This window comes from Sphingomonas sp. CFBP 13603 (assembly GCF_014892665.1).
Taxonomy (GTDB): domain Bacteria; phylum Pseudomonadota; class Alphaproteobacteria; order Sphingomonadales; family Sphingomonadaceae; genus Sphingomonas.
In genome coordinates, this window is record NZ_JADBIA010000004.1 from 365966 (window position 1) to 390863 (window position 24898).

Annotated in this window: 20 protein-coding genes; 18 read left to right on the top strand and 2 right to left on the bottom strand. The window is 68.1% G+C overall.

Annotated elements, in window-relative coordinates; all coding sequences use genetic code 11:
* Nucleotides 1–57 precede the first annotated feature (57 nt).
* The gene (locus IFR23_RS09355; protein WP_192975624.1) at nucleotides 58–1335 is read left to right on the top strand and encodes a DEAD/DEAH box helicase; all 1278 of its coding nucleotides are present in this window, start codon (nucleotides 58–60) and stop codon (nucleotides 1333–1335) included.
* Nucleotides 1336–1384: 49 nt separating this feature from the next.
* Here IFR23_RS09355 and IFR23_RS09360 read toward each other — a convergent pair whose 3' ends face one another.
* Together IFR23_RS09360 and IFR23_RS09365 are read right to left on the bottom strand one after the other, a co-directional pair.
* Nucleotides 1385–3445 carry a TonB-dependent siderophore receptor gene (locus IFR23_RS09360; protein WP_192975625.1) on the bottom strand — a complete coding sequence of 687 codons (2061 nt, stop codon included), beginning with the start codon at nucleotides 3443–3445 and terminating at the stop codon, nucleotides 1385–1387.
* Entirely contained in the window at nucleotides 3445–5931 is a 2487-nt protein-coding gene (locus IFR23_RS09365; protein WP_342344917.1) for a sulfite reductase flavoprotein subunit alpha, read from the bottom strand. The genes IFR23_RS09360 and IFR23_RS09365 overlap by 1 nt, the downstream gene beginning before the upstream one ends.
* 339 nt (nucleotides 5932–6270) lie before the next feature.
* Between IFR23_RS09365 and IFR23_RS09370 the strand changes: the two genes are divergently transcribed.
* From IFR23_RS09370 to IFR23_RS09450, 17 genes are read left to right on the top strand one after another with little or no spacing between them, the layout of a single operon-like run.
* The gene (locus IFR23_RS09370) at nucleotides 6271–6543 is read left to right on the top strand and encodes a hypothetical protein (RefSeq protein ID WP_192975626.1); all 273 of its coding nucleotides are present in this window, start codon (nucleotides 6271–6273) and stop codon (nucleotides 6541–6543) included.
* The gene (locus IFR23_RS09375; protein WP_192975627.1) at nucleotides 6540–7880 is read left to right on the top strand and encodes an AtzE family amidohydrolase; all 1341 of its coding nucleotides are present in this window, start codon (nucleotides 6540–6542) and stop codon (nucleotides 7878–7880) included. The genes IFR23_RS09370 and IFR23_RS09375 overlap by 4 nt, the downstream gene beginning before the upstream one ends.
* Complete coding sequence (locus IFR23_RS09380) at nucleotides 7877–9214, top strand: NCS2 family permease (protein ID WP_192975628.1); 1338 nt, start codon at nucleotides 7877–7879, stop codon at nucleotides 9212–9214. The genes IFR23_RS09375 and IFR23_RS09380 overlap by 4 nt, the downstream gene beginning before the upstream one ends.
* Nucleotides 9211–10122, top strand: coding sequence for a 5'-methylthioadenosine/S-adenosylhomocysteine nucleosidase (locus IFR23_RS09385; RefSeq protein WP_192975629.1), 912 nt, complete (start codon nucleotides 9211–9213; stop codon nucleotides 10120–10122). The genes IFR23_RS09380 and IFR23_RS09385 overlap by 4 nt, the downstream gene beginning before the upstream one ends.
* A 1-nt stretch (nucleotide 10123) precedes the next feature.
* Nucleotides 10124–11707: a gamma-glutamyltransferase family protein gene (locus IFR23_RS09390; protein WP_192975630.1), complete on the top strand. Its 1584-nt coding sequence runs from the start codon at nucleotides 10124–10126 to the stop codon at nucleotides 11705–11707.
* Nucleotides 11701–13101, top strand: coding sequence for a hydantoinase/carbamoylase family amidase (locus IFR23_RS09395; RefSeq protein WP_192975631.1), 1401 nt, complete (start codon nucleotides 11701–11703; stop codon nucleotides 13099–13101). Before IFR23_RS09390 ends, IFR23_RS09395 begins: the two co-directional genes overlap by 7 nt.
* A 43-nt stretch (nucleotides 13102–13144) precedes the next feature.
* On the top strand, nucleotides 13145–14326 hold the full coding sequence (locus tag IFR23_RS09400) for a pyridoxal-phosphate-dependent aminotransferase family protein (RefSeq protein WP_197978378.1): 1182 nt from the start codon (nucleotides 13145–13147) through the stop codon (nucleotides 14324–14326).
* On the top strand, nucleotides 14323–15198 hold the full coding sequence (gene puuE / locus IFR23_RS09405; RefSeq protein ID WP_192975632.1) for an allantoinase PuuE: 876 nt from the start codon (nucleotides 14323–14325) through the stop codon (nucleotides 15196–15198). Before IFR23_RS09400 ends, puuE begins: the two co-directional genes overlap by 4 nt.
* Nucleotides 15195–15575 (top strand): oxalurate catabolism protein HpxZ, encoded by a 381-nt coding sequence (gene hpxZ, locus IFR23_RS09410; protein WP_192975633.1) that lies wholly within the window; start codon nucleotides 15195–15197, stop codon nucleotides 15573–15575. The genes puuE and hpxZ overlap by 4 nt, the downstream gene beginning before the upstream one ends.
* A complete protein-coding gene (gene uraD, locus IFR23_RS09415) occupies nucleotides 15572–16042 on the top strand; it encodes a 2-oxo-4-hydroxy-4-carboxy-5-ureidoimidazoline decarboxylase (RefSeq protein ID WP_192975634.1) in 471 nt (156 codons plus the stop codon). The genes hpxZ and uraD overlap by 4 nt, the downstream gene beginning before the upstream one ends.
* Nucleotides 16039–17460, top strand: coding sequence for an FAD/NAD(P)-binding protein (locus IFR23_RS09420; RefSeq protein WP_192975635.1), 1422 nt, complete (start codon nucleotides 16039–16041; stop codon nucleotides 17458–17460). Before uraD ends, IFR23_RS09420 begins: the two co-directional genes overlap by 4 nt.
* Nucleotides 17457–17789, top strand: coding sequence for a hydroxyisourate hydrolase (uraH, locus tag IFR23_RS09425; RefSeq protein ID WP_192975636.1), 333 nt, complete (start codon nucleotides 17457–17459; stop codon nucleotides 17787–17789). The genes IFR23_RS09420 and uraH overlap by 4 nt, the downstream gene beginning before the upstream one ends.
* A gap of 1 nt (nucleotide 17790) precedes the next feature.
* Nucleotides 17791–19224: a xanthine dehydrogenase small subunit gene (xdhA, locus tag IFR23_RS09430; protein WP_192975637.1), complete on the top strand. Its 1434-nt coding sequence runs from the start codon at nucleotides 17791–17793 to the stop codon at nucleotides 19222–19224.
* Entirely contained in the window at nucleotides 19217–21499 is a 2283-nt protein-coding gene (gene xdhB, locus IFR23_RS09435; RefSeq protein ID WP_342344918.1) for a xanthine dehydrogenase molybdopterin binding subunit, read from the top strand. Before xdhA ends, xdhB begins: the two co-directional genes overlap by 8 nt.
* A complete protein-coding gene (gene xdhC, locus IFR23_RS09440) occupies nucleotides 21496–22416 on the top strand; it encodes a xanthine dehydrogenase accessory protein XdhC (protein WP_192975638.1) in 921 nt (306 codons plus the stop codon). The genes xdhB and xdhC overlap by 4 nt, the downstream gene beginning before the upstream one ends.
* Nucleotides 22416–23732, top strand: coding sequence for a guanine deaminase (gene guaD / locus IFR23_RS09445; protein WP_192975639.1), 1317 nt, complete (start codon nucleotides 22416–22418; stop codon nucleotides 23730–23732). The genes xdhC and guaD overlap by 1 nt, the downstream gene beginning before the upstream one ends.
* On the top strand, nucleotides 23729–24895 hold the full coding sequence (locus IFR23_RS09450; RefSeq protein ID WP_192975640.1) for a nucleoside hydrolase: 1167 nt from the start codon (nucleotides 23729–23731) through the stop codon (nucleotides 24893–24895). Before guaD ends, IFR23_RS09450 begins: the two co-directional genes overlap by 4 nt.
* The last annotated feature ends 3 nt before the right edge of the window (nucleotides 24896–24898 follow it).

Below are 24898 nucleotides of genomic sequence, written 5' to 3' on the forward strand. Positions count from 1 at the left end.
AATACGCTAAGCCTCACGAGGCGCAGCCTAGCTCAGCGCTGGAGGCGCCGCGTGACAATGACCATGACTTTCGCCGATCTCGCCCTTGCGCCATTTTTGCTGCAGGCGCTCACTGAAGAGGGCTATGTCAGCCCGACCCCGATCCAGGCGCAATCGATACCGATGCTTCTGCAGGGTCGCGACATGCTCGGTATGGCGCAGACCGGCACGGGCAAGACCGCAGCGTTCGCGCTGCCGCTGCTGCACCGGCTTGCTGCCGATTCTCGGCCTGCACCCAAAAATGGTGCTCGTATCCTCGTCCTGGCGCCAACGCGTGAGCTGGTGTCGCAGATCGCCGCAGGCTTCGAGAGCTTTGGCCGCCATCTGAAGCCGCGCGTGACGACGATCTTCGGTGGCGTCAGCCAGTTCCACCAGGTCAAGGCGCTCGAGGCTGGCGTCGACATCATCGTCGCGGCACCGGGCCGGCTGCTCGACCTGATCGACCAGGGCCTGTGCGACCTGTCGCAGCTCGAGGCGCTGGTGCTCGACGAGGCGGATCAGATGCTCGACATGGGCTTTGCCAAGCCGATCGAGCGGATCGTCGCGACGCTGCCGGCGGATCGCCACACCTTGTTGTTCTCGGCGACGATGCCGAAGTCGATCGCCGCGCTAGCCGAGAGCCTTCTGAGCGATCCGGCAAAGGTCGAGATCGCCCCGCCATCGACCACCGTCGACCGGATCGAGCAGTCGGTGATGTTCCTCGATGCCGGCGACAAGAAGGCCGCGCTGCTGGCCCTGTTGCAGACGCCGGACATGGGCCAGGCGGTCGTCTTCACGCTGCAGAAGAACATCGCCAACGAGGTTTGCGCCTTCATCGGCGAGGCTGGCATCACCGCTGAAGCGCTGCACGGCAACAAGTCGCAGGGCCAGCGCGAGCGTGCGCTCGACGCCTTCCGCGCCGGGACCGTGCAGGTTCTCGTGGCCACGGATATCGCCGCACGCGGGATCGACGTCGACACGGTAACGCATGTCTTCAATCACGACCTGCCCAGCCTCCCGGAAAGCTATGTCCACCGGATCGGCCGGACCGGTCGCGCAGGCCGCAGCGGTTTTGCCATCACGTTGTGCGACGCAGAACAGCGCGCCTGGCTTCACGACGTCGAGCGCGAGATCGGTCGCACCCTGACCGTTCAGGACGATCACGAATGGCATTGCGAAGTGGCGCGCCACTCGACCAAGCGCGCGCCGGTACTGGGCGGTGGCCCGGTCAAGCAGGTCAAGCCGACGAAGGAGCGCGTGCGCAAGGTCTGGACCGAGGAAGAGAAGATCGCCGCGCGCATGGCGGCGATGGCGTAATACGCTCTTCGGCGGCCATTCGAGCTGCGGCGTCTGCCGCAGCAGGTCGCTAGATCTCCACCGCGAGGCGAACCGATACGGTACGGGGTGCGCCCGGATAATTGGTCGTGCGCGCCACCGGCTGTTCGATGTAGAACGTGTCCGCGACGTTCCGGACGATCAGGCCGAGGCGGTAGCGGTCCGCGATCCGGTAGTCGGCGGTCAGGTCGACGCGCGTATAGCCCGGAATCCTGTAGGTGTTCGCAAGGTCTCCCTCGCGCTCGCCGACTCGCGTCGCACCCGCGCCCAGCATCACACCTGCCAGCGGGCCATGCGCGATCCGATAGGTGGTCCACACACTCGCGCTGAACTCGGGCACGCCGCGTAGACGGTTACCGACCGCGATCACGCTGTCGCGCGTCACCGTCGCATCGAGATAGCCGGCGCTGGCGATCATCCGCCAGCCCGGCAGAACCTCGCCGCTGAGGTCGATCTCGGCACCACGCACGCGCTGCTGCCCGGTCACAACGACGAAGCCGCTATTGTCGGGATCGGCGCTCGACACGTTGTTCTTGGTGATGTCGAACACCGCGGCGGTTGCGATCAGGCGGCCGTCCGCCGGGGTCAGCTTGATGCCGGCCTCGTATTGGCGCCCAGTTTCGGGCGGGGCAGAGCCGCCGCCGAAGATGCTGGCGCTACGTGGCCGGAACGAGGTCGACCAGTTGCCATAGATCGCGAGCACCGGGTGCGGATGCCAGACCAGACCAAGCCGCGGCGATGCGCGCCGGCCGTTCTCGACGGTGCGGGCGCCGTTGTCGACGGTCGTCTGGTCGACATCGTCCCAGCGTACGCCCGCGAGGATGTCGGTCGTGTCGCCGATGCCGATCTGATCCTGGACATAGCCTGCACGGTAGCGGGCATCGACCGCGATCGTCCTTGCCGGCACGAATGCGCCGGGTTGCGCGCCCTGCACCGGATTGGCGATGCTGATGCGGGCCAGCGTCGCACGCGCTTCGCTGGTGTCGCGGTGTGCGTCGACATACTCGAAGCCGGCGAGCAACAGATGATCCAGCGGACCGGTGCGGAAGCGGACCAGCGCCTCGCTCTGACTGGTGGTCGCGGAAACCTGCTGGACCTGCTTCACGCCGCGACGCAGGACGAACAGCCCGTCGGTGCTGAGCCCCGTGAAGTCGGCGACCGTCCGCCCGCTGTCCCCCGACTGGCGCGAGACGATCTGGCGCAGCGTCAGCCAGTCGGCGACGTCGTGCTCGATGCGACCGCGGATGGTGTGCGAGCGCCCGTAGTTCTTCGACCAGGGCTCACCGAAGCCGCGCCCGACCGGGCCCGCGACGGTGTTGCCGACGACGACCAGGCCGCGGTCGCCGGGGCTGGTCTGATAGGTGTAATCATAGTCGATATCGGCGCGCGTCTTCGTACCGGGACGCCATGCGAGCGTCGGCGCGAAGAAGACGCGGGCGCCGTCCGCCTGGTCATCGCGGAAGCTGCCGGTCTTCTGCCCTGCCATGCTGACGCGCGCAGCGAGCGTGTCGGTGAGCGGCCCGGTCACCGACAGCTGTCCCCGCCGCAAGCCGAAATCATTGGCCTGCACCGCCGCCTCGATCCCGAAATCCTGCGAAGGGCGGCGGGTGACGATGTTGATCGTGCCCCCCGGCTCGCCGCGCCCGTAGAGCACCGATGCAGGGCCCTTCAACACCTCGACCTGCGCGACGTTGGCGAGATCGCGAACCGTCTCGGTGAAGTTCTGCGCGGGGCTGAGCAGGATGCCGTCGATCGCGTAGGAATTCACCTCGAACCCGCGCACCATGAACAGCTCCGAGCGATTGCCCTGCGTGCCGCCCTGCTGGACGTTCGACACATTGGCGACAGCATCGCCCAGCCGCGTGATCTGCTGTTCGTCGATCACTTCGCGCGGGATCACCTGGATCGCCTGCGGGATATCCTCGATCCGGGTCTGCGTGCGGGTGGCGCCGGCTGCCCGCTCGGGACGGACGCTGTGGCGACGCCCGGTCACCAGGATCTCGTCGAGCAGCGAGCCGTCCTGCGCCGCGGCTGAAAGAGGTGCGAGCGCGGCAAGGAGACTCGAGGCAAGCAAGGCGTAACGGACGTGCATCAATAGATATCCCGACGGTACAAGGAGGTGGCGATCATCGTTTCGACACGATCGTCGCCGAGGATCGCCCGGAGTGCGGCATCGACTTCGCTCGCCATCCCGGCGAGACTGCCGCAGACGTAGAACGCGGCGCCGCGGTCGGCCCAGTCGACGATCCCGGACGCGTTCTCGTAGAGCAGGTGCTGGACGTACCGACCGCACCCGGCGTCGCGGGAGAACGCGCGATCGATTCGGGCGAGCGTCCCACGGCCGAGCAGCCCGTCGAGTTCGTCTGCGAACGGCCGGTCATGGCCTGCGCTGCGTTCGCCGTAGAACAGCCACGCGGCGCCGCCACCGGTCCGCGCACGGTTTCGCAGATGTGCCATCAGCCCGGCAAGGCCGGTCCCGTTGCCGATGAGTACGAGTGGCGTGGCCGGGTCTTCCGGCGCGGCGAACCCGGGGTTCGCGCGGATGCGAACCGGGATCGGATCGCCGATCGCCGCGATCTTCGTGAGCCAGCCCGAGCCGATCCCCAGCCCGCCATCCGCCGCAGGACATTGCCGCACGAGCAGCTCGACCATCCCGGACGCTGCGATCGATGCCACCGAATAATCACGGTGCGGCAGCGGTTTCAGCGCGTCGGGATCGACCATGCCATCCTCCGGCAGGATCGCGGTGGCGAGTGCGTTGCGCAACGCGGCATCGTCGGTCGCATCGCAGGCCGCGAGCACGCGGTCGATCCGCGCGGGATCGTGGCGCGGCTGGATTTCTGCGATCGCGCCCGGTGTCCAGTCGGCGTCGGCCGGCGCGGCCAGGACGACGCGGTAGACCGGCGCACCCGGGCTGCCCGGATTGACCAGCGTGCGTTCGACCAGCGGCCACGGCGCATAGGCGGCGGGCTGCCAGTCGGACTGTGCGGCATCGGCACCGATCGCGTGCAGCTGTTGCTGCCAGTGGCGCTCGCCGTCGGGATCGTCGCCGTCGAGCTCGACCAGGTCGAACAGCCGCCGCGCGCCGCTGGCATGCAGCCACGCATCGACGCGGTGGCCGAACGCGCAGAAATCGACATATTCGCGGTCGCCGAGCGCGAGCAACGCATAGTCGACGCCCGACAGATCGGCAGGCATCGCCATGACCGAGCGCTCGAACGCGTGCGCCGGATCGGGGGCATCGCCCTCGCCATAGGTCGCGACCACGAACAGCACGGTGCCGGCTGCACGCAGATCGGCCGGCGACACCGCCGCCATCGCGCGCACCGTCGCCTGCGGGAACGCGGCGGCACTCAGCCGGGCGAGCCGCTCCGCACTGCCGGTCTGCGAGGCATGGACCACGAGGACGCCCGTGCCGTCCTGCGCCTGTCCGGACGTCATGACCGCCGCCAGCGCGCGCTTGCTGCGGCGGCGCGCGAGATACAGCAGCAGCCCGGTCACCGTGAACAGCGGCATCGTCAGGCTGGTCAGGAACAGCGCGATACGCCCCGGCAGCCCGAAGAATGCCCCCGTATGGAGCGGATAGATGTTGGTCGCGATCGTCTCGCCGGTGCTCCGGTCGGCATAGCGATCCGTCTTGAGCGGCGCGCCGGTGGCGGCATCGAAGCGCAGTTCGTCGGTCATCCGGTCGAACCGCGCGCCTTGCGGCAGGACGCGCATCTTCACTGGCTTGTCCCCGGTCGGCAGCGTGACGACGACGCGGTCGTAGTGCGCGCCGTCGCTGCGCAGGAAACTCGCCCAGGCGGGTCCCATCGGCAGCGACGGGCTGGTCGGTGCATCGTCCTTGCCGCGTTCAGCGGTGCGGCGTTCGGCGGGCGCGCTCTTGCCGGTCAGCGCATACCGCACGCCTTCGCGGTACCAGCCATAAGACCACCACAGCCCGGTCAGCGCGCTGAGCAGATAGAAGGCGAGCATCCACCCGCCGATCACCGCGTGGAGCGCACGGTACAGGTTGCGCCCGGTCTTGCGCAGTTCGAGCACGAACCATGCACGCCAGTCGAGCGGATGGCGTGGCCAGCGCAGGTACAACCCCGACAACGCGAAGAAGATCAGCGCGATCGCCGAGAACCCGGTGATCTGCCGGCCGACGCCGTTGCCCGCACCCGGCAGCGCCAGCCAACGGTGCAGATCCTCGATCGTGCGGAAGACGCCGGCGCCGGTCGCCTTGCCCAACAACACCCCGGTACGCGGATCGATATAGCTGCGATCGCCCAGTCGCTGGCCCTTTTCGGGCGCGAAATGCACTGCGGCGGCACGCGTCGGATCGCGCTCGACCGTCACGTCCTGCACGCGCGCACCATCGCGCTGATAGGCAGCGGCGGCGGCCAACGCGTCGGGAGACAGAGCGTTGGCACGTCCGGTGGGCGCTGCGATTCTGACGACACCGGGACTGAGCGCCGCCATGATCTCGTCCTCGAACGCCATCCCGGCGCCCGTGACCCCCATCAGCGCGAGAACGAACCCGGCCGTGATGCCGAGGAACCAGTGAACCTGGAACAGGGCGCGCCGTACGGTCACGTCGCGGCGCACCGGTTTAGAACTACAGACTGCATACACCCCCGATTCACGAGCGGGCGTTAGCAGTTATTGATATTGGTTCTCAACCGCAGATGAAGATTTTTTCACGATCGTCCGTATCAGGGTGACGGGGTCGCAACGTTCCACCGCTCGCGAGCAAGGGTGCGCTCATTTTTGCAACGATACACGCAGTTCAATGTGGTGGATCGGTCGGTTCGAACCGGGCATCATGCCTGCAATGTCCCGTCCCACCCTCATGCCGCCCCTTCAAATCGTCTCTCGAACACCGCGAGATGGCGGATCCAGGGCGATTTCGGCACGTCTTGAGGCACATAGGCGATGACCCTGCTCTGGGTCCGGCACGTGATGCATTGCCTGTCGGGCGCGCCACGCGCCGGGCGCGCCAACACCGCGGCACTAGGGACATCGGCCGATCACGTCGACAAGGATGCGCTCGCCCTTCCCCGCACCGATGCCGAGATCTCGCTAGCGGCGGCGGGCATCGATCTGGCCATACCGGACGCGTGCATGCCCGGCGTCGTCGCGAACCTCGCCCTTCTCGACACACATGCCCGCAACTTACGCGACGGAAGCCGGGAGACCGGTCGATGATCGACGCGGTAGCAATCGCCCGCGACGTCCGTGCAGGCCTGATCACCGCGAGTGCCGTCGTCGAACGCTGTCTCGCCGATCTGGAAAGCGAGGATCGTCGCCTCGGTGCGGTCACGCGCATCCTTCATGATCGTGCGCGTCACGAGGCGCGGCAAATCGATGACGTCGTCGCGGCGGGGCGGGATCCCGGCCCGTTGGCGGGCGTGCCGTATGGCGTGAAGGACCTGTTCGACATCGCCGGCCTGCCGACGACCGCCGGTTCGACGATCTACGCTGACGCCGAACCCGCCCAAGCCGATGCCGAAGCGATCTGCCGGCTGCGCGAGGCCGGGGCCGTTCTGGTCGCGACGCTCAACATGGACGAGTTCGCTTATGGCTTCGCGACGATCAACGCGCGGCATGGGACGACGCGCAATCCACACGATCTCGATCGGCTTGCAGGGGGATCGTCGGGCGGATCGGCCGCAGTGGTCGCCGCCGGGGTCCTGCCTTTCGCGCTCGGCTCGGACACCAACGGCTCGATCCGGGTGCCGGCCAGCCTGACCGGTGTCTATGGGCTCAAACCGACGCATGACGACCTGCCAATGCGCGGCGTTTTTCCGTTTGCCGAGAGCTTCGACAATATCGGCCCGTTCACGACCTCGGTCGCCGACCTTCGTCGCGTATGGGAGGTGCTGCGGGGGAGCGCCCCCGCTGACGATCCCGACCCAGAGTTCCGCGTCGCGCAATTGGGCGGTCGCTTCCTGCAAAATGCGGATCCGGATCAACTTGCGGCGATCGCCGACATCGCGCTTGGCTCCGTCGTCCTCGACCTGCCCGACATCGCCCGAGCGCGGTCCGCGGCGTTTCTGATCACGGCCTATGAGGGCGGCACGCTGCACCGCGCGGCGCTGGCAAAGGATGCGATGGCGTTCGATCCCGCCACACGCGACCGCCTCCTCGCCGGCGCGCTCATCCCCCGCGCGCTCTACGACGCCGCGCAAAACTTTCGCAGGTCGTTCAAGGCGATGATCGTCGATCTTGTCTCGGAGTATGACGTTCTGCTCGCCCCTGCCGCGCCGTGCGTGGCGCCACTGGTCTCCGATCCGCGCATTACGATCGATGGCATGCTGAAACCCGCAAGGTCGGATCTCGGCATCCACACGCAGCCGATCAGCTTCACCGGCCTTCCCTCGCTCAGCGTGCCGTTGCGAAGGCCGGGACGATTACCGCTAGGGCTTCAGCTGATCGGGCGGCGCAATGCAGAATCGACGCTGTTCCGTTTCGCCGCCATGCTGGAAGACAGGGGGGTGATCGGAGTGTCTCCGCCGCCCGGGGTTTGGGGAAAAGACGCATGACAGCAGCAACGGGTCGGCTCGACCGGTATTTCAGCCTGACCGAACGCGGCACGTCCGCGCGCACCGAGGTGCTGGCCGGCTTCACCACCTTCCTGACGATGGCGTATATCGTGCTCGTCAATCCCGCGATCCTCGGCCAGGCGGGCATGCCGATCGCCTCGGTCGCGGCGGCGACGTGCTTTGCCGCGGCCTTCGGCTCGATCCTGATGGGCTTCGTCGCCAACACGCCGCTGGCGCTCGCGCCCGGCATGGGGCTGAACGCGTATTTCAGCTTCACCGTCGTGCAGCAGATGGGCGTGCCGTGGCCGGTCGCGCTCGGCTGCGTGTTCCTGTCGGGGGTCGCGTTCCTGATCCTGACGCTGACCGGCGTGCGACAGCTGATCGTCGCCGTCATCCCGATGCACCTGTTCGCCGCCGTCGCTGGCGGGATCGGGCTGTTCATCGGCTTCATCGGCCTGAAGAACGCGGGCATCGTCGTCGCCAACCCAGCGACCTTCGTGGCACTCGGCGACCTGAAGGCACCCGGCGCGGCGCTGGCCCTGTTCGGTCTGCTCCTGATCGCCACGCTGAGCGTGTGGAAGGTTCGCGGGGCGATGCTGATCGGGATCGTCGCGACCACGCTCGTCGCCTGGATCTTCGGCCAGGTCACCGTGACGCCCGCGCCCTACAGCCTGTCGGCGCTCACCGGCACGGCGTTCGCGCTCGACCTGCCCGGCGTGTTCGGGCTGACCGGCAGCCACGGGCTCGGACTGCTCGAGATCCTGTTCGTGTTCCTGTTCGTCGACCTGTTCGACAATATCGGGACGTTGGTCGCGGTCACCAAACGCGCCGGGCTGATGGACGCCGCGGGCCGCATCCCCGGCCTCAACCGCATCCTGATGGCCGATGCGGCGGCGACGATCGTCGGATCGATGGCAGGCACCAGCACCGTCACCAGCTATGTCGAGAGCGCGGCAGGCGTGCAGGAGGGTGGGCGCACCGGGCTGACCGCGGTCGTCACCGGCATCCTGTTCCTCCTGACGATGTTCGTCGCGCCCTATGCGCAGATCGTGCCGCTCGCGGCGACCGCGCCCGCGCTGATCATCGTCGGCGGGCTCATGCTGTTGCCGCTGACTGAGGTTCAGTGGGAGGACCCGCAGTCGGCGATCCCCGCCTTCCTGACCGTGGCGATGATCCCGCTGACCTTCTCGATCGCCAACGGCCTCGCCTTCGGGATCACCGCGCACGCCGCGCTGAAACTGTTGCGCGGCCAGGCGGAGCGGAAGGACTGGTTCCTGTTCCTGCTAGCCGGCCTGTTCGTCGTTCGCTTCGTCTGGATGAGTGCCGCCGCATGAAGATACTCTGCCTTGCCCTGCTCGCGATCGTCGCCACGCCCGCGGTTGCCGAACCGCTCGATACCACCCCGCGCACCGTCGTGATGACCGCGTTCGCGCCGGAATGGGAATCGCTCGCGCACTCCGTCGACACGCCGAAGACGTACAGGATCAACGGCCTGACGTTCCTCACCGGCACGATGGCAGGCAAGCCCGTGCTGTTGATTCAGAGCGGCGTCAGCATGGTGAACGCGGCGATGAACACGCAGCTCGTCCTCGATCGCTTCACGGTGCGGCGGATCGTGTTCTCGGGAATTGCCGGCGGAGTCGATCCGGCGCTGTCGATCGGCGACGTCGTCGTTCCCGAACACTGGGCGCAATATCTCGAAGTCTCGTTCGCCAGGAAAGCCGGCGAGGGCTGGACGCCGCCCGAGACGACCGATGCGGACGCGCCGAAGAACTACGGCATGATGTTCCCCCGCGGCGTCCGCGTCGGCAATGCGACCGAGCCGGCGCGTCGTCATTATGCCTTCCCGGTCGATCCGGCGATGCTTGCGCTGGCGCGGAAAGTCGCCGCCGGCGTCAAGTTGCGCCGTTGCGTGTCCGGGGATGCGAAAGCGCCCGGCTGTCTCGCCGAAACGCCCAAGATCGTCGTCGGCGGCACCGGGGTCAGCGCCGGCGTCTATGCCGACAACGCCGAATTCCGCACCTATCTGTCGCAGACCTACAAGGCGCCCGTGCTCGACATGGAAAGCGCTGCGGTGGCGCAGGTCGCCTATGCCAACGCCGTCCCGGTGATCGTCTTCCGCAGCCTCTCCGATCTCGCCGGCGGCGATGCGGGCGCGAACCAGATGACGGTCTTCATGGAACTTGCCGCGGTCAACTCCGCCGACGTCGTCCGCGCGTTCGTCGCGGCATTGCCCAACTGACATGCCGCTCGCCACCATCACCGGCGCGAACGGCATGGTGACCGCGCCGCATCACCTGGCGGCGGACGCGGGCCTCGGCGTGTTGCGTGACGGCGGCAACGCGGTCGAGGCGGCGGTTACGGTCGCAGCCACGCTGGCGGTGGTCTATCCGCACATGACCGGGATCGGCGGCGACGGATTCTGGCTGATCTCCGAACCGGACGGCGAGGTTCGCGCGGTCCACGGCTGCGGTGCCGCCGCGGCCAAGGCGGACCTGTCCCTCTACACCGGCCTCGACGCGGTGCCGACCCGCGGCCCGCTGGCGGCGAATACGGTCGCAGGAACGATCTCCGGATGGGCCGCGGTGCTGGAGCAGACCGGCGGCACCCTGCCGCTCGACCGCCTGCTGCGCGACGCGATCGACCATGCCGAGGCCGGCGTCGCCGTCACCACGGGCGGTGCCGCGATCGCCGCCGCGAAAGGCGACGAGCTCCGCAGACAGCCCGGTGCCTATGCCGCGATCTTCGAACCCGAAGGCCGCCCCCTTCGCGCCGGTGATCGCCTGCGCCAACCGCTGTTGGCGGAGACCCTCCGCAGCCTCTCGGCGAACGGGCTGGACGACTTCTACCGCGGCGAACTCGCCTCAAGGATCGCCGCCGACCTCGCAGCGCTCGGCAGCCCGGTCGGACTCGACGATCTCGCTAACCACCGCGCAACCCGCCCCGCCCCGCTGACCGTCAGCATCGACGGCGCGCGCCTCTACAACTCCGCGCCACCGACGCAGGGCATAGCCTCGCTGTTAATCCTGGCTCTTTTCGACCGGATCGCAGCGACGGACGGTGATGGCTTCGACCATATCCACGGCCTGATCGAGGCGACCAAGCAGGCGTTCCTCTGGCGCGACCGTCACTGCGGCGATCCCGGCTTCATGACCGACGAACCGCAGGCGTTGCTAGACGATGCCGCCGCGCTCGATGCGCTGGCCGCACGGATCGATCCGACGCGCGCGCTCGCCTGGCCGCAGCCGCCGCAATGGGGCGACACCTGCTGGTTCGGCGCTGCCGATGCCGAGGGCCGCGTGGTCAGTGCGATCCAGTCGACCTATTTCGAGTTAGGGTCAGGGCTCGTCCTGCCCGATACCGGCATCACCTGGCAGAACCGCGGGAGTTCGTTCCGCCTCGCCGAGAGCGGCTGGAACGCGCTGAGACCCGGCCGCCAGCCGTTCCACACGCTCAACCCCGCGCTCGCCCGCTTCGACGACGGCCGGACGATGGCCTACGGCACGATGGGCGGCGAAGGCCAGCCGCAGACGCAGGCCGCGCTGTTCACCCGCTACGCGCGGTACGGCAGCGATCTCCAGGCCGCGATCAACGCGCCGCGCTGGCTGCTCGGCCGCACCTGGGGCGAACAGAGCACGACGCTCAAGATCGAGGACGGCCTGCCTGACGGCCTGTACGCAGCACTCGCCGTAGCCGGCCACGACATCGAACGCGTCGGCCCGCTGACGGCAATGATGGGCCACGCGGGCGCGATCGTCCGCCACGCCCATGGCCGGCTCGAAGGCGCGACCGATCCCCGCAGCGATGGCGGCGTGGCCGCGTGGTAAGCGCCCTCGCCCCCGGCGGTGCCCGCGCCGTCGCCCGCTGCGACGAACTCGGCATCGCGCCGTATAGCGACCTGCCGGACAGCCTCTACCGCGGCTATCTCACCCCCGCCCATCGCGCCGCGCTCGACCGCGTGGGGGCATGGATGGTCGAAGCCGGCATGCGGGTCCGCATAGACCCCGCCGCCAACCTGATCGGGCGCTACGAAGCAACCGCCCCCGACGCGCCCGCGCTGATCATCGCCAGCCATATCGACAGCGTCCGCGACGGCGGGCGGTACGACGGCCCGCTCGGCATCATGCTCGGGATCGAAGCCGTCGCCGCGCTACAGGGCCGCCGCCTGCCCTTCGCGATCGAGGTGATCGCGTTCGGTGACGAGGAAGGCTCACGCTTCCCCGCCGCGATGCTGACCAGCCGCGCTGTCGCCGGCGCGCTTGACGCCTCCGCGCTCGACATGGTCGACGCGCACGGCGTCTCGGTCGCCGAAGCGCTCGCCGAGATGGGCTTGGACGTCGCCAAGTACCTCACCGCCGCCCGCGCGCCCGGCACCACGCTCGCCTATCTCGAAGCGCATATCGAACAGGGCCCGCTGCTCGAAGCCGAAGGCATCGCCGTCGGCACGGTCACCGGCATCGCCGCGCAACTCCGCTACGAGATAACCGTCGCCGGCACCGCGGGCCATGCCGGCACCACATCGATGCCGCTCCGCCGCGACGCGCTCGCCGGTGCGGCCGAGATGATCCTCGCGGTCGAAACGATCGCCGGAGCCGCGGCCTCCGACCTCGTCGCCACGGTCGGCCGGATCGAGGCATCCCCCGGCGCGGCGAACGTCATTCCTGGTAGCGTCACGTTCACGCTCGACGTTCGCGCAGGGGACGCGGCCCGACGCGACGAGGCCGCCGCAGACATCCTCGAAACCATCCGTGTGATCGCCGGCAAAGATACACCCCGCCCCTCCCCGTTCCCGTTCCCTTACCCTTCCTCGTTCCCCCGCGAAGGCGGGGCCCCAGGGTTACAGGCGATACCGTTCGTGGCTCCTGGGCCCCCGCTTTCGCGGGGGAACGGCGCGCGGGACGATGTCGCCAACCGCAACCTCGACGTAGCGATCACCCTGATCCACGACCTCCCCGCCAGCCCCTGCGACCCCGCCCTAATGGACCTGCTCGACGCCGCCACCGCCGCCGCAGGCCAGCCGATCCGCCGCCTAGTCTCCGGCGCAGGTCACGACGCGATGGTCATGGCCGCGCTCTGCCCGACGGCCATGCTCTTCATCCGCTGCCGCGGCGGGATCAGCCACAACCCCGCCGAACATGTCGACCCCGCCGATGCCCAAATCGCGCTGGCCGTCATGTCCGGATTCATCGACAGACTGGGAGCGACCATTGACCCTGCTTGACCCCCTGTTGTTCGGAGAAATCGACCCGCCGCAGCGCCTGCTGATGGGCCCCGGCCCGATCAACGCACACCCGCGCGTGCTGCGCGCGATGGCCGCGGACCTGCTCGGCCAGTTCGACCCCGAGATGACCGCCTACATGAACCAAGTCATGGCGCTCTACCGTCCGGTTTTCGGTACGAGCAACCACTGGACGATGCTGATCGACGGCACCGCGCGCGCCGGGATCGAGGCGGCACTCGTCAGCCTCGTCACGCCCGGCGACACCGTCCTCGTGGTCAATTTCGGCCGCTTCGGGCTCCTGCTGACAGAGATACTCGCCCGCATCGGCGCGGTCGTCGAGACCGTCGAAGCCCCCTGGGGCGAGACGGTTCCGCTGGACGCGATCGCAGCCGCCATCGAACGCACCGCTCCCAAGGTAGTCGCCTCGGTTCACGGCGACACCTCGACGACGATGGCGCAACCGCTCGAAGGGCTCGGCGCGCTATGCCGGACAGCCGGCGCGCTCAGCTATGTTGACGCCACCGCCACCATCGGCGGCATGGAGATCGCGACCGATCGCTGGGGCATCGACGTCGTCACCGGCGGCTTGCAAAAGTGCCTCGGCGGCCCGTCCGGCTCGGCCCCCATCACGATCTCCGACGCCGCCGCCGCGCACATCGCCGCGCGCCGCCACGTCGAGCGCGGCATCCGTCGCGACGACATCTCCGACGGCGCCGGCCCCCGCATCGGATCCAACTATTTCGACCTCGCGATGATCATGGATTACTGGTCGGACAAGCGCCTCAACCACCACACCGAAGCAACGTCGATGCTCTACGCGGCAAGGGAATGCGCAAGGCTGGCGCTCGGCGAAGGCCTCGACGCCCGCTTTGTCCGCCACGCCTCAGCCGGCCGTGCCATGACCGCCGGCCTGCGCGCGATGGGCCTGAGGATCTTCGGCGATGATGCGCACCGGATGACCAACGTGACCGGCGTCTACATCCCCGACAGCGTCGACGGCGAGCGCGTCCGCACCGCGATGCGCGAGCATTTCGAGATCGAGATCGGTACCGCATTCGGTCCGCTCCAGGGCAAGGTCTGGCGGCTCGGCGCGATGGGCTACAACGCGATGAAGCATAAGGTGCTGCTGACTCTCGCCGCACTGGAAGCGTGCCTCAAGGCCGAGGGCTACTCGCTCCCCGACGGCGAAGCGGTGAAGGCCGCGCTCGAGGCCTGGCACGCATGACTTCCGCGCGCGACCTGATCGGCTACGGCGCCACACCCCCCGATCCCCATTGGCCGGGCGGTGCGCGCGTGGCCGTGCAGTTCGTCATCAACTACGAGGAGGGCGCCGAGAACTGCGTCCTCAACGGCGACGCGGGCTCCGAGGCGTTCCTCTCCGAAATGGTCGGCGCGGCGAGCCACTCGGACCGCGCGATGGCGATGGAGAGCCTCTACGAATATGGCGCGCGAGCCGGCTTCTGGCGCCTCCACCGCCTGTTCACGGAACGCACCCTTCCCGTCACGGTCTTCGGCGTCGCCAAAGCGCTCGAGACGAACCCCGCCGCTGTCGAGGCCATGCTCGCCGCCGACTGGGAAATCGCCAGCCACGGCCTCCGCTGGATCGACTATCAGTCCGTCCCCGAAGCCGTCGAACGCGCGCACATCGCCGAAGCCATCGCGCTCCACACCCGCCTTACCGGCACCCGCCCGCTCGGCTGGTACCAGGGCCGCACCTCCCCCAACACCGCGCGGCTCGTCGCGGAAGAGGGCGGCTTCGCCTACGACGCCGACAGCTATGCCGACGATCTGCCCTACTGGGTCGGCCGGCAGTTGATCGTCCCCTACACGCTCGACGCCAACGACATGAAGTTCGTGAGCCAGAACGGGTTCACCGAGGGCGACCAGTTCTTTCGCTACCTCCGCGACACGTTCGAGCAACTGCGCGGCGAAGGCGGAAGGATGATGTCGGTCGGACTCCACGCGCGCATCGCCGGCCGCCCCGCCCGCGCGCTCGCGCTCGCCAAGTTCATCGACCACGTCATCGCCAGCGGGGATGCCTGGGTCGCGCGCCGCATCGATATCGCGCGCCACTGGATGGAGGTGCACCCGGCATGATGATCGACGATCCCGTCCTGCTCGCCGAAGTGACCCAGGCGTTCGAAGCCTATGAGCGCGCGCTGATGGCCGACGACGTCGCCGCGCTCGACGCGCTGTTCCACGCCGCGCCCACCACCAACCGCTACGGGGTCGGCGAAGTCCTGTACGGCATCGACGCGATCCGCGACTTCCGCAAAGGCCGCGGTGGCTCGCCCCAGCGCACACTCGGTCGCGTCGTGATCACCGTCTACGGCGATGCCTTCGCCACCGCCGACGCCGAATTCCACCGCGAAGGCAGCGACCGCCGCGGCCGCCAGACGCAGGCCTGGGTGAAGTTCGCCGATGGCTGGAAAGTCGTGTCCGCGCATGTCAGCCTGGAAGGGACGACGCATTGACCGCCGCGGACGCGTTCGTCGTGCGCCACGCCGCCCTGTTCGAGCATTCGCCTTGGGTCGTCGAACGCGCCGCCAAAAGGCTGCCCTTCACCGACGTGCACGCCGGACTGATGGCCGCGGTCCACGCCGCAAGCCCCGAAGACCAGCTCGCCTTGATCTGCGCGCACCCCGAACTCGCAGGCAAGGCCGCGATCGACCGCACGCTGACGGAGGCCTCGACCGCCGAACAAGCCTCTGCCGGTCTGGACCGCCTGACGCCCGCCGAGTTCGACCGCTTCCAAGCGCTCAATACAGCCTATCGCGACCGCTTCGACTTTCCGTTCATCATCTGCGTCCGGCTCACCGACAAGGCCGGCATACTCGCCGCGATGGAGCAACGCCTTAGCAACTCCCGCGATACCGAGATCGCCACCGCACTCGCGCAGATCGGCGAGATCGTCCGGCTCCGATTGAAGGACCTCGCATGATCGGCCTCCCCGCACTCGAAGCGGACCTCGCCCGCCAGTTGACCCTGATCGGTCACGGTGGCGCAGACTGGACCCGCCCCCGCGCGCATCCAGACGGCCATGTCCACGACGTCGTCATCATCGGCGGCGGCCAGAGCGGACTCGCCGTCGCGTTCGGCCTGCTCCGCGAGCGCGTCTCGAACATCCTGGTCATCGACGAGAACCCGGCCGGCTACGAAGGCCCGTGGGACACCTACGCGCGGATGATCACGCTGCGCACGCCGAAGGGCCTCAACCCGATCGACTTCGGCGTCCCCGCGCTCAGCTTCCGCGCATGGTATGAGGCGCAACACGGCACCGAAGGCTGGGACGCGCTCGACAAGATCCCCCGTGGCGACTGGATGGCGTACCTCCGCTGGTACCGCCGCGTGCTCGCACTCCCGGTCCGCAACGACGCGAAACTCGACCTGATCGAGCCGCTCGAACAGGGCCTCTACCGCCTCCACATCGCCGGCCAGGCCCCACTGCTCGCGCGCAAGGTGGTCCTGGCAACCGGCATTCAGGGCGGCGGCGAATGGCACGTTCCGCCGATGATAGCCGACGCGCTACCCCGTGCGCTCTACGCCCACACAAGCGAACCGATCGATTACGCTGCGCTGGCCGGCAAGCGGATCGGCATCCTCGGCGGTGGCGCCTCCGCGTTCGACAATGCCAATGCCGCGCTGGAGTCCGGCGTAGCGGCGGTCGACGTCTTCCTCCGTCGCAAAGTCCTGCCGCGGATCAACCCGATCCGCCACATGGAGCGCGTCGGCTTCACCGGCCGCTATCCCGCGCTCGCCGACGCCGACAAATACGCGGTGATGGCCGCGTTCCTCGGCCACAACCAGCCTCCGACCAACGACATTTTCGCACGCGCCTCCGCCAAACCCGGGTTCGCGCTGCACCTCGGCGCACCCTGGCTGTCTGTCGCGGCCGAAGACGACAAGGTCCGGGTAACGACCCCGCATGGCGAGCATGTCTTCGATTTCGTCGTGCTCTCGACCGGCCTCGTCAGCGATTCCAGCCTGCGCCCCGAACTCAGACTGGTTGCCGGGAAGATCGCACGCTGGGTCGACCGCTACACGCCGCCAGTTGGTCAGGCGAATGCGCTCATCGACGCGCATCCCTATCTCGGCACCGGCTTCGAGCTCCTCCCCCGCGACCCTGCTGATGCGCCATATCTGCACGGCCTGTTCGCCTTCAACTACGCGGCACTTGTCAGCCTCGGCCTGTCCGCTTCGGCTTTGTCAGGCCTGCGCACGGCACTTCCCCGGGTCGTGAAAGGCATCACCGACCAGCTCTTCCTCGACGACCGCGAAGCCCTGGTCGCCGATCTGCTCGCCTATGACGAAGCCGAATTCGTCTGCGAATGGCCCCCCGCTCAGGACGCAACCGCATGACGACTCTTTCCACGCACGTCCTGGACACCGCCCACGGCCGCCCCGCCGTCAATGTCGCGGTCCGCCTGTCGACCCCGGCCGGCGGGTGGCTGTTCTCGGGCATCACCAACGCGGACGGCCGCTGCCCCGGCCTGCCGACGATCGCCCCCGGCCGTTATCGCCTCGAATTCTCGGTCGCTGACTATTTCCGCAGCCTCGACGTCAGCCTGCCCGACCCGCCGTTCCTCGACATCGTCGCGATCGATTTTGGCATTGCCGACGACGCCGGCCATTATCACGTGCCGCTGCTCGTCTCCCCGTTCGCCTACTCGACCTATCGCGGCAGCTGAGATGACCGTCCGCTTCCTGCTCGACGACGCGGTCGTCGAACTCGCGGAGGTCGATCCGACCGCGACTCTGCTCGATCACCTGCGCTACCGGATGCGCAGGACCGGCACCAAGGAAGGCTGCGCGGAAGGCGATTGCGGCGCCTGCACCGTGCTCGTCGGCGAACTGGACAGCACGGAACGCGCGGTGACGTGGCGCGCAGTCAACGCCTGCATCCTCTTCCTGCCGATGCTCCACGGCAAGGCACTGCTGACCGTCGAGAGCCTCGCACAGGATGGCGTCCTCACCCCCCTCCAGACCTGCATGGCGGAAAACGGCAGCTCGCAATGCGGTTTCTGCACGCCCGGCTTCGTCATGTCGCTCCACGGCCGCAGCATCGGTGCGACCGGCCACATGTTACCGGTCGCCGACGTGATCGCCGGCAACCTCTGCCGCTGCACCGGCTATGGCCCGATCCTCGCGGCAGGCGAAATCGTCGCACCTTTCCCGCGCGATGACGCTCCGCTGGTCGCCAAGCTGAAGGCGCTTGCCGAAACCAACACCGTCGCGGGGCGCCTCGGCGACCGCCGATGGTTCATCCCGCGCACCGCGACCGCGCTCGCCGACCTGCTCGCGCAATATCCCGATGCACGCATCGTCGCAGGCGCTACCGATATCGGCCTCTGGGTCACCAAGGGCCTGCAGACGATCAACACGCTGATCTTCGTCGGCGACATCGCCGAACTCGCCCGGATCGACGAGACCCCGGACGGCCTGACGCTGGGCGCAGCCGTCCGCTACGCCGACGCGCACGACGCGTTCGCCCGCCTCCACCCCGATCTCGGCGAACTCGTCCGACGCCTCGGCGGGCTTCAGGTCCGCAACGCGGGCACGATCGGCGGCAACATCGCCAACGGCTCTCCGATCGGTGACGGGCCCCCGGCGTTCATCGCACTCGGCGCAACGCTGACGGTGCGGGGCATCGATGGGCGTAGAACTATGCCGCTCGAGGATTATTTCATCGCCTACGGCAAACAGGATCTCCGCCCCGGCGAGTTCGTCGAGAGCCTCCACATTCCCCGCCCCGGTCCCGGCGACGTCATCCACATCTCCAAACTTTCGCGCCGGTTCGACAGCGACATCACCGCGGTCTGCGGCGCGTTCAACGCGACCGTCCACGACGACCGTATCGCGCACGCCCGCGTCGCGTTCGGCGGGATGGCCGCAACCCCGAAACGCGCGGTCAAATGCGAAGCGGCGCTCATCGACCAGCCTTTCACGCTGGCGACCATGCAGGCCGCGATGGACGCACTGCGCACCGATTACGCGCCGCTCACCGACGTCCGCGGATCGGCCGTCTACCGCATAGACGCCGCCGCCAATCTCCTCCTCCGGCTCTGGTACAAGGCGCAGGGCGAGACCGTTTTCGTGCTCGATCTGGAGCCCGCCGGTGGCTGATATCGCGCCAAAGCCCTCCAACCCGCACGACAGCGCCCGCCTCCACGTCAGCGGCGCCGCGCTGTACGTCGACGACGTCGGCGAACCCGGCGACATGCTCCACCTCGCATTCGGCCAGAGCAGCGAAGCGCATGCGGGAATCGCCGCGATCGACCTCGCCGCCGTTCGCGCCGCGCCCGGCGTCGTCGCCGTCTTCACCGCTGCCGACATCCCTGGCGCCAACAACGTCAGCCCGGTCGCGAAGGACGACCTCCTGCTCGCCGACAGTGAAGTCCTGTATGTCGGCCAGCCGATATTCCTCGTCGCTGCCACCAGCCAGCGCGCCGCTCGCGCCGCAGCCCGGCTCGGCAAGATCGACTATCAACAGCGCCCCGCCCGTATGACGATCGAAGCCGCGCGCGATGCCCAGTCGTTGATCGAGCCGACCCAGCGCATGGCCCGCGGCGACGCGCGCGCCGCACTCGCCTCCGCCCCCCACAAAATCGCGGGCGGTTTCGCGATGGGCGGCCAGGATCATTTTTATCTCGAAGGGCAAGTCGCGATCGCCACCCCAGGCGAGGATGGGCAAGTCCACATCCTCAGCTCGACCCAGCATCCGAGCGAGATCCAGCACCTCGTCGCGCATATGCTAGACCGCAACTCGGCCGACATCACCGTCGAGGTCCGCCGGATGGGCGGTGCGTTCGGCGGCAAGGAAACGCAGGCCGCCGCCTTCGCTGCTGCTGCCGCGCTGGTCGCCGACAAGACCGGCCGCCCCGCCAAGTTCCGCTGCGACCGCGACGACGATATGATCATGACCGGCAAGCGGCATGATTTCGAGGTCGCCTATGACGTGGGCTTCGGCGATGACGGTCGCATACTCGCGCTCCACCTCCGGCTCGCTTCACGGTGCGGCGCCACCGTCGACCTCTCGCCCGCGATCAACGACCGCGCGATGTTCCACTGCGACAATTGCTATTGGCTGCCCGATGTCGAGATCGTCTCCGAACGACTGAAGACCAACACCGTCTCCGCCACCGCCTTTCGCGGTTTCGGAGGGCCGCAGGGCATGCTCGCGATCGAGCGCGTCATCGACGACGTCGCCGCCCGTCTCGGCCGCGATCCGCTGGAGGTGAGGCTCGCCAACTTCTACGCCCCCGGCCGAGACGTTACGCCGTACGGCATGACAGTCACCGACAACATCGCCCCGCAACTCATTGTCAAATTGCGAAAAGACGCGCGCTACGACGCGAGAAGACGCGACATCGACGCCTTCAACGCAAGCAACCGCATCATCAAGAAGGGCTTGGCACTCACCCCCGTGAAATTCGGGATCAGCTTCACCACCACGCATCTCAACCAGGCCGGCGCGCTGGTCCATGTCTATGCGGACGGCAGCATCCAGATCAATCACGGCGGCACCGAAATGGGCCAAGGTCTCTACATCAAGATCGCGCAGATCGTCGCCGACGTCTTCGCGGTGCCCGTGTCGCAAGTCCGCATCACCGCCACGCGTACCGACAAGGTCCCCAACACCTCGGCGACCGCAGCGTCGTCGGGCGCGGATCTCAACGGCATGGCGGCCTACAACGCGGCGATGACGATCCGCGACCGGCTGACGGAGTTCCTCGAGCGGACCTACGACTGTGATGACATCCGGTTCACCCTGGAAGGCGTGGCCGCCGGCACGGAACGCCTCACCTTCCGCGACCTCGCCCGGAAAGCGCACATGGCCCGCATATCGCTCTCCGCGACCGGCTATTACGCCACCCCGGGCATCGCGTATGACCGCGCCGCGCACCAGGGCCGCCCCTTCTACTATTTCGCCTACGGAGCAGCGCTCGCCGAAGTCGCGATCGACACGCTTACCGGCGAGCACAAGGTGCTGGCCGTCGACATCCTCCACGACGTCGGCCGCTCGCTCAACCCGGCGATCGACATCGGCCAGATCGAGGGTGGTTTCCTCCAGGGCCAGGGCTGGCTAACCACCGAAGAGCTCGTGTTCGACGGCAAGGGCCGGTTGCTTACGCATTCACCTGCGACCTACAAGATCCCGACCGCCTCCGACCGCCCGCGCCACCTGACCATCGCATTATGGGACGGCGAGAATCTCGAACCGACGATCGGCCGATCGAAAGCGGTCGGCGAGCCCCCCTTCATGCTCGCCATCGCCGTCTTCTCCGCGCTGAACCACGCCATCGCCGCCACCGCGCCCGACACGCGCAGCCTGCCACCGTTGAACGCGCCCGCGACGCCCGAGGCGATCCTTCGCGCGATAGCCGGTCACCGCGGATGATCGACTGGCTGACTTGGCTGCGCGACATCGCCGCGAACCAACCCGCCGCGATGATCAGCGTCCTCGCCAGCGAAGGCTCGGCGCCACGCGGTGCCGGCACCCGCATGCTGGTGACGGCCGGCGCGCTGCACGGCACGATCGGGGGCGGCCAGCTGGAATATCGCGCGGTCGATCAGGCTCGCGCCATCCTCGCGCTCCCGACCGGAAGCTGGCGCGTCCAGGATTACCCGCTTGGCCCGCTACTCGGCCAATGCTGCGGCGGCCGGGTGCGATTGCTGGTCGAGCATATCGATCCGGGCGCACTCGGCTGGATCGCCGATGCCGCGGAGGAACGCGTGCTCGTCTCGACGCTGACGCCGACTGGCATCGAGCGCCGCATAAGCCGCGACGTCTTCGCAACGCCGCTCTCGGCCAGGGGCCCCGCCCCGCTCCCCGGCACCAGCTTCGCCGAGATCGTCGGTCAGCGCCGCCGCCCGATCTACCTCTTCGGCGCCGGCCATGTCGGGCAGGCCATCGCCCGCCACGCCGTCAACCTGCCGTTCCGTCTCGCCTGGTTCGACACCCGCCCGGTCTTCGAAACGATCGAAGGCGTCTCGGTCGTCCCCGAAGCCGGAATCGCCGCGTGCGTCGCCGAGGCGCCCGACGACAGCGCGATCCTGATCCTCACGCACGACCACGCGCTCGATTACCAGCTGACCAGGGCCGCGCTCGAACGACCGCCGCCCGCGTTCGTCGGTCTGATCGGCTCCGCCACCAAGCGCGCGCGTTTCGACGCCCGGCTTGACCGCGAAGGCATCCCCGCCGAAGCCCGGGCTCGCCTTACGTCGCCCATCGGCATCGCCCGCATCCCCGGCAAGGAACCCGACGTCATCGCCATCTCGACCCTCGCGCAACTCCTGCAACTGACGAGCCACTGATGCGCAAAGCCTTTCGCAGCGAGATGCTCTCCGTCGCCCGCGATCCGCGCGACGATCCGGACGCGGTCCGCCACGAACCCGACGGGCTGCTCGTGATCGACGACGGCATCGTCATCGCCCGCGGCGACTATGCCGATCTCTCCGACGGCTTTGCCGGCGTCCCGACCGAGACGCTGCCGGGCCTCATCGTCCCCGGCTTCGTCGACGCGCACGTCCATTATCCGCAGATGGACAGCATCGCCTCGCACGGCGCGCAATTGCTCGACTGGCTCGACCGCCACATCTTCCCCGCCGAGCGCGCCTTTGCCGATCGCGCGCATGCCGATGCCGTCGCCAGCGCCTTCCTCGACGAGCTGCTCCGCAACGGCACGACCAGCGCACTGGTCTTCCCGACCGTCCACGCACATTCGGTCGACGCGCTGTTCGAAGCCGCGCTCGACAGGCGCATGCGCATCATCTCCGGCAAGATCCTGATGGACCTTGGCCCCGAAGGCCTCGCCGATACGCCAGAGACCGCGCGGACGGAGACCGAGGCGCTCATCCGGAGATGGCAGGGCCGCGGTCGTCTCGGCTATGCCGTCACACCGCGGTTCGCGCTTACCTCCTCCGACGAGCAGTTGCGCGTTGCCGGGGACCTGGTGGCGGCCCATCCCGGAGTCCTGATGCACACGCATCTGTCCGAGAACGTCCACGAATGCGCCGCCGTCGCCGCACGGTTCAGCGATGCGCGCGACTATCTCGACGTCTACGACCGGTTCGGCCTGGTCGGCGACCGTTCGGTGTTCGCGCACGGCGTCCACCTGTCCGATCGCGCCTGCACCCGCCTCGCCGAGAGCGGCGCCGGGATTGCCGTCTGCCCCAGTTCGAACCTGTTCCTGGGCTCGGGTTTCTTCGACTTTGGCCAAGCCGACGCGCATGGCATCCGCCTGGGGCTCGGCACGGACATCGGCGCGGGCACCAGCTTCTCGATGCTGCACACCGCTGGCCTCGCCTACCAGGCCGCGCTTGCTCGCGAAGACGCCCTAGACCCGTTTCGTGCGCTGTACCTTGCCACCGCCGGGAGCGCCCGCCTGCTCCACATCGAAGATCGCGTCGGTAGCCTGGAAGTCGGTCAGGAGGCGGATTTCGTCGTGCTCGACAGCGCAGCGACTCCGCTGCTGGCGCGCCGGACACGGGATGCGAGTCTCGCCGAGCGCCTGTTCGCGTTGCAGATCCTCGGCGACGACCGGGTAATTCTGCAAACCTACATCCTCGGACACTGCGCCTGGGACCGCGCGCAGGGCTTTGCGAGACCCGCCATGGAGACGACGCGATGAGACCCGACCCCGCCCACCGGATCACGCGTGCCGTCCGCACTTTTGCGCTGTGCTTCGCGATCGTCGTGGCTGGCACCGCCACCGCGCAGGAGTCCGCCAAGACCGGCGCGCAGGATGCCCGGCGAAAAGTCATCATCGACGACGAAGGGTTCGCGTTGATGCACCTGATGCTGCTCGGCGCGCCAGACGTCGACGTCGTCGGCATCACGACCGTATCCGGCAACGTCTGGGCCAATCGCGCCACGGCACTGGCTCTGCGCGGCGTCGAGATCACCGGCCGTACCGATATTCCCGTCGTGCAGGGCGCGACCTATCCGTTGCTCAATTCGGAAGCGCTGACCGATCGCTGGGAGGCACTGTACGGCAAACTCACCTGGAAGGGTGCGTGGATGAAAGCCTGGGTCCAGCCGACCCAACAAACCACGCCGCCCTATTACGGCCCGACCGATCCGGTCGTGTTGCCCGGCGGCAATGCGAAGACGAAACCGTCGCTGGAGATCGCCGCGATGTTCCTGATCCGCATGGTCCACGCGCATCCCGGCGAGATCACGATCGTCGCAGCAGGGCCGCTGACCAATCTGGCACTCGCCCAGCGGCTCGATCCGAGTTTCGCCGGGCTGGTGAAGGAACTCGTCTACATGGGAGGCAGCCTCAATCCGCGGCAGGTGCTGTCGAACCCTTCGGCCAACGAGTTCGCGCGCGAATACGTCAACACGCCGCGGCGCGAGTTCAACATCCGTTTCGATCCCGAAGCGGCCAGCATCGTGCTCCGCAGCCCCTGGAAGCGGGTGACACTCGTCCCCGTCGATCCGGCGACCGCGACACAGTTGAGCGTCGCGTTGCGCGACCGCCTCGCCAAGGTCGCCGACCCCGCCGTCGCGCGGTTCATCACCGCGATGGAACCGGGCTTTCCGTTATGGGACGAAGTGGCTGCAGCGGTCTGGCTCGATCCGACGATCGTCACGGCCAGGGAGACGCTGTTCGTCGATGCGAACACGCAGTTCGGCGCGGGGTACGGCGACCTGCTGTCCTGGGACGAAGGGTATCAACCCGGATTGGGCGAGCAGCGCGCCACGGTCGTCCGCTCCGTCGACCCGGCAAGGCTGGAGGCGTTGATGACCCGGCTGATCGCCAACGGTGGAAACCGCCGCCACCGTAAATAGCCC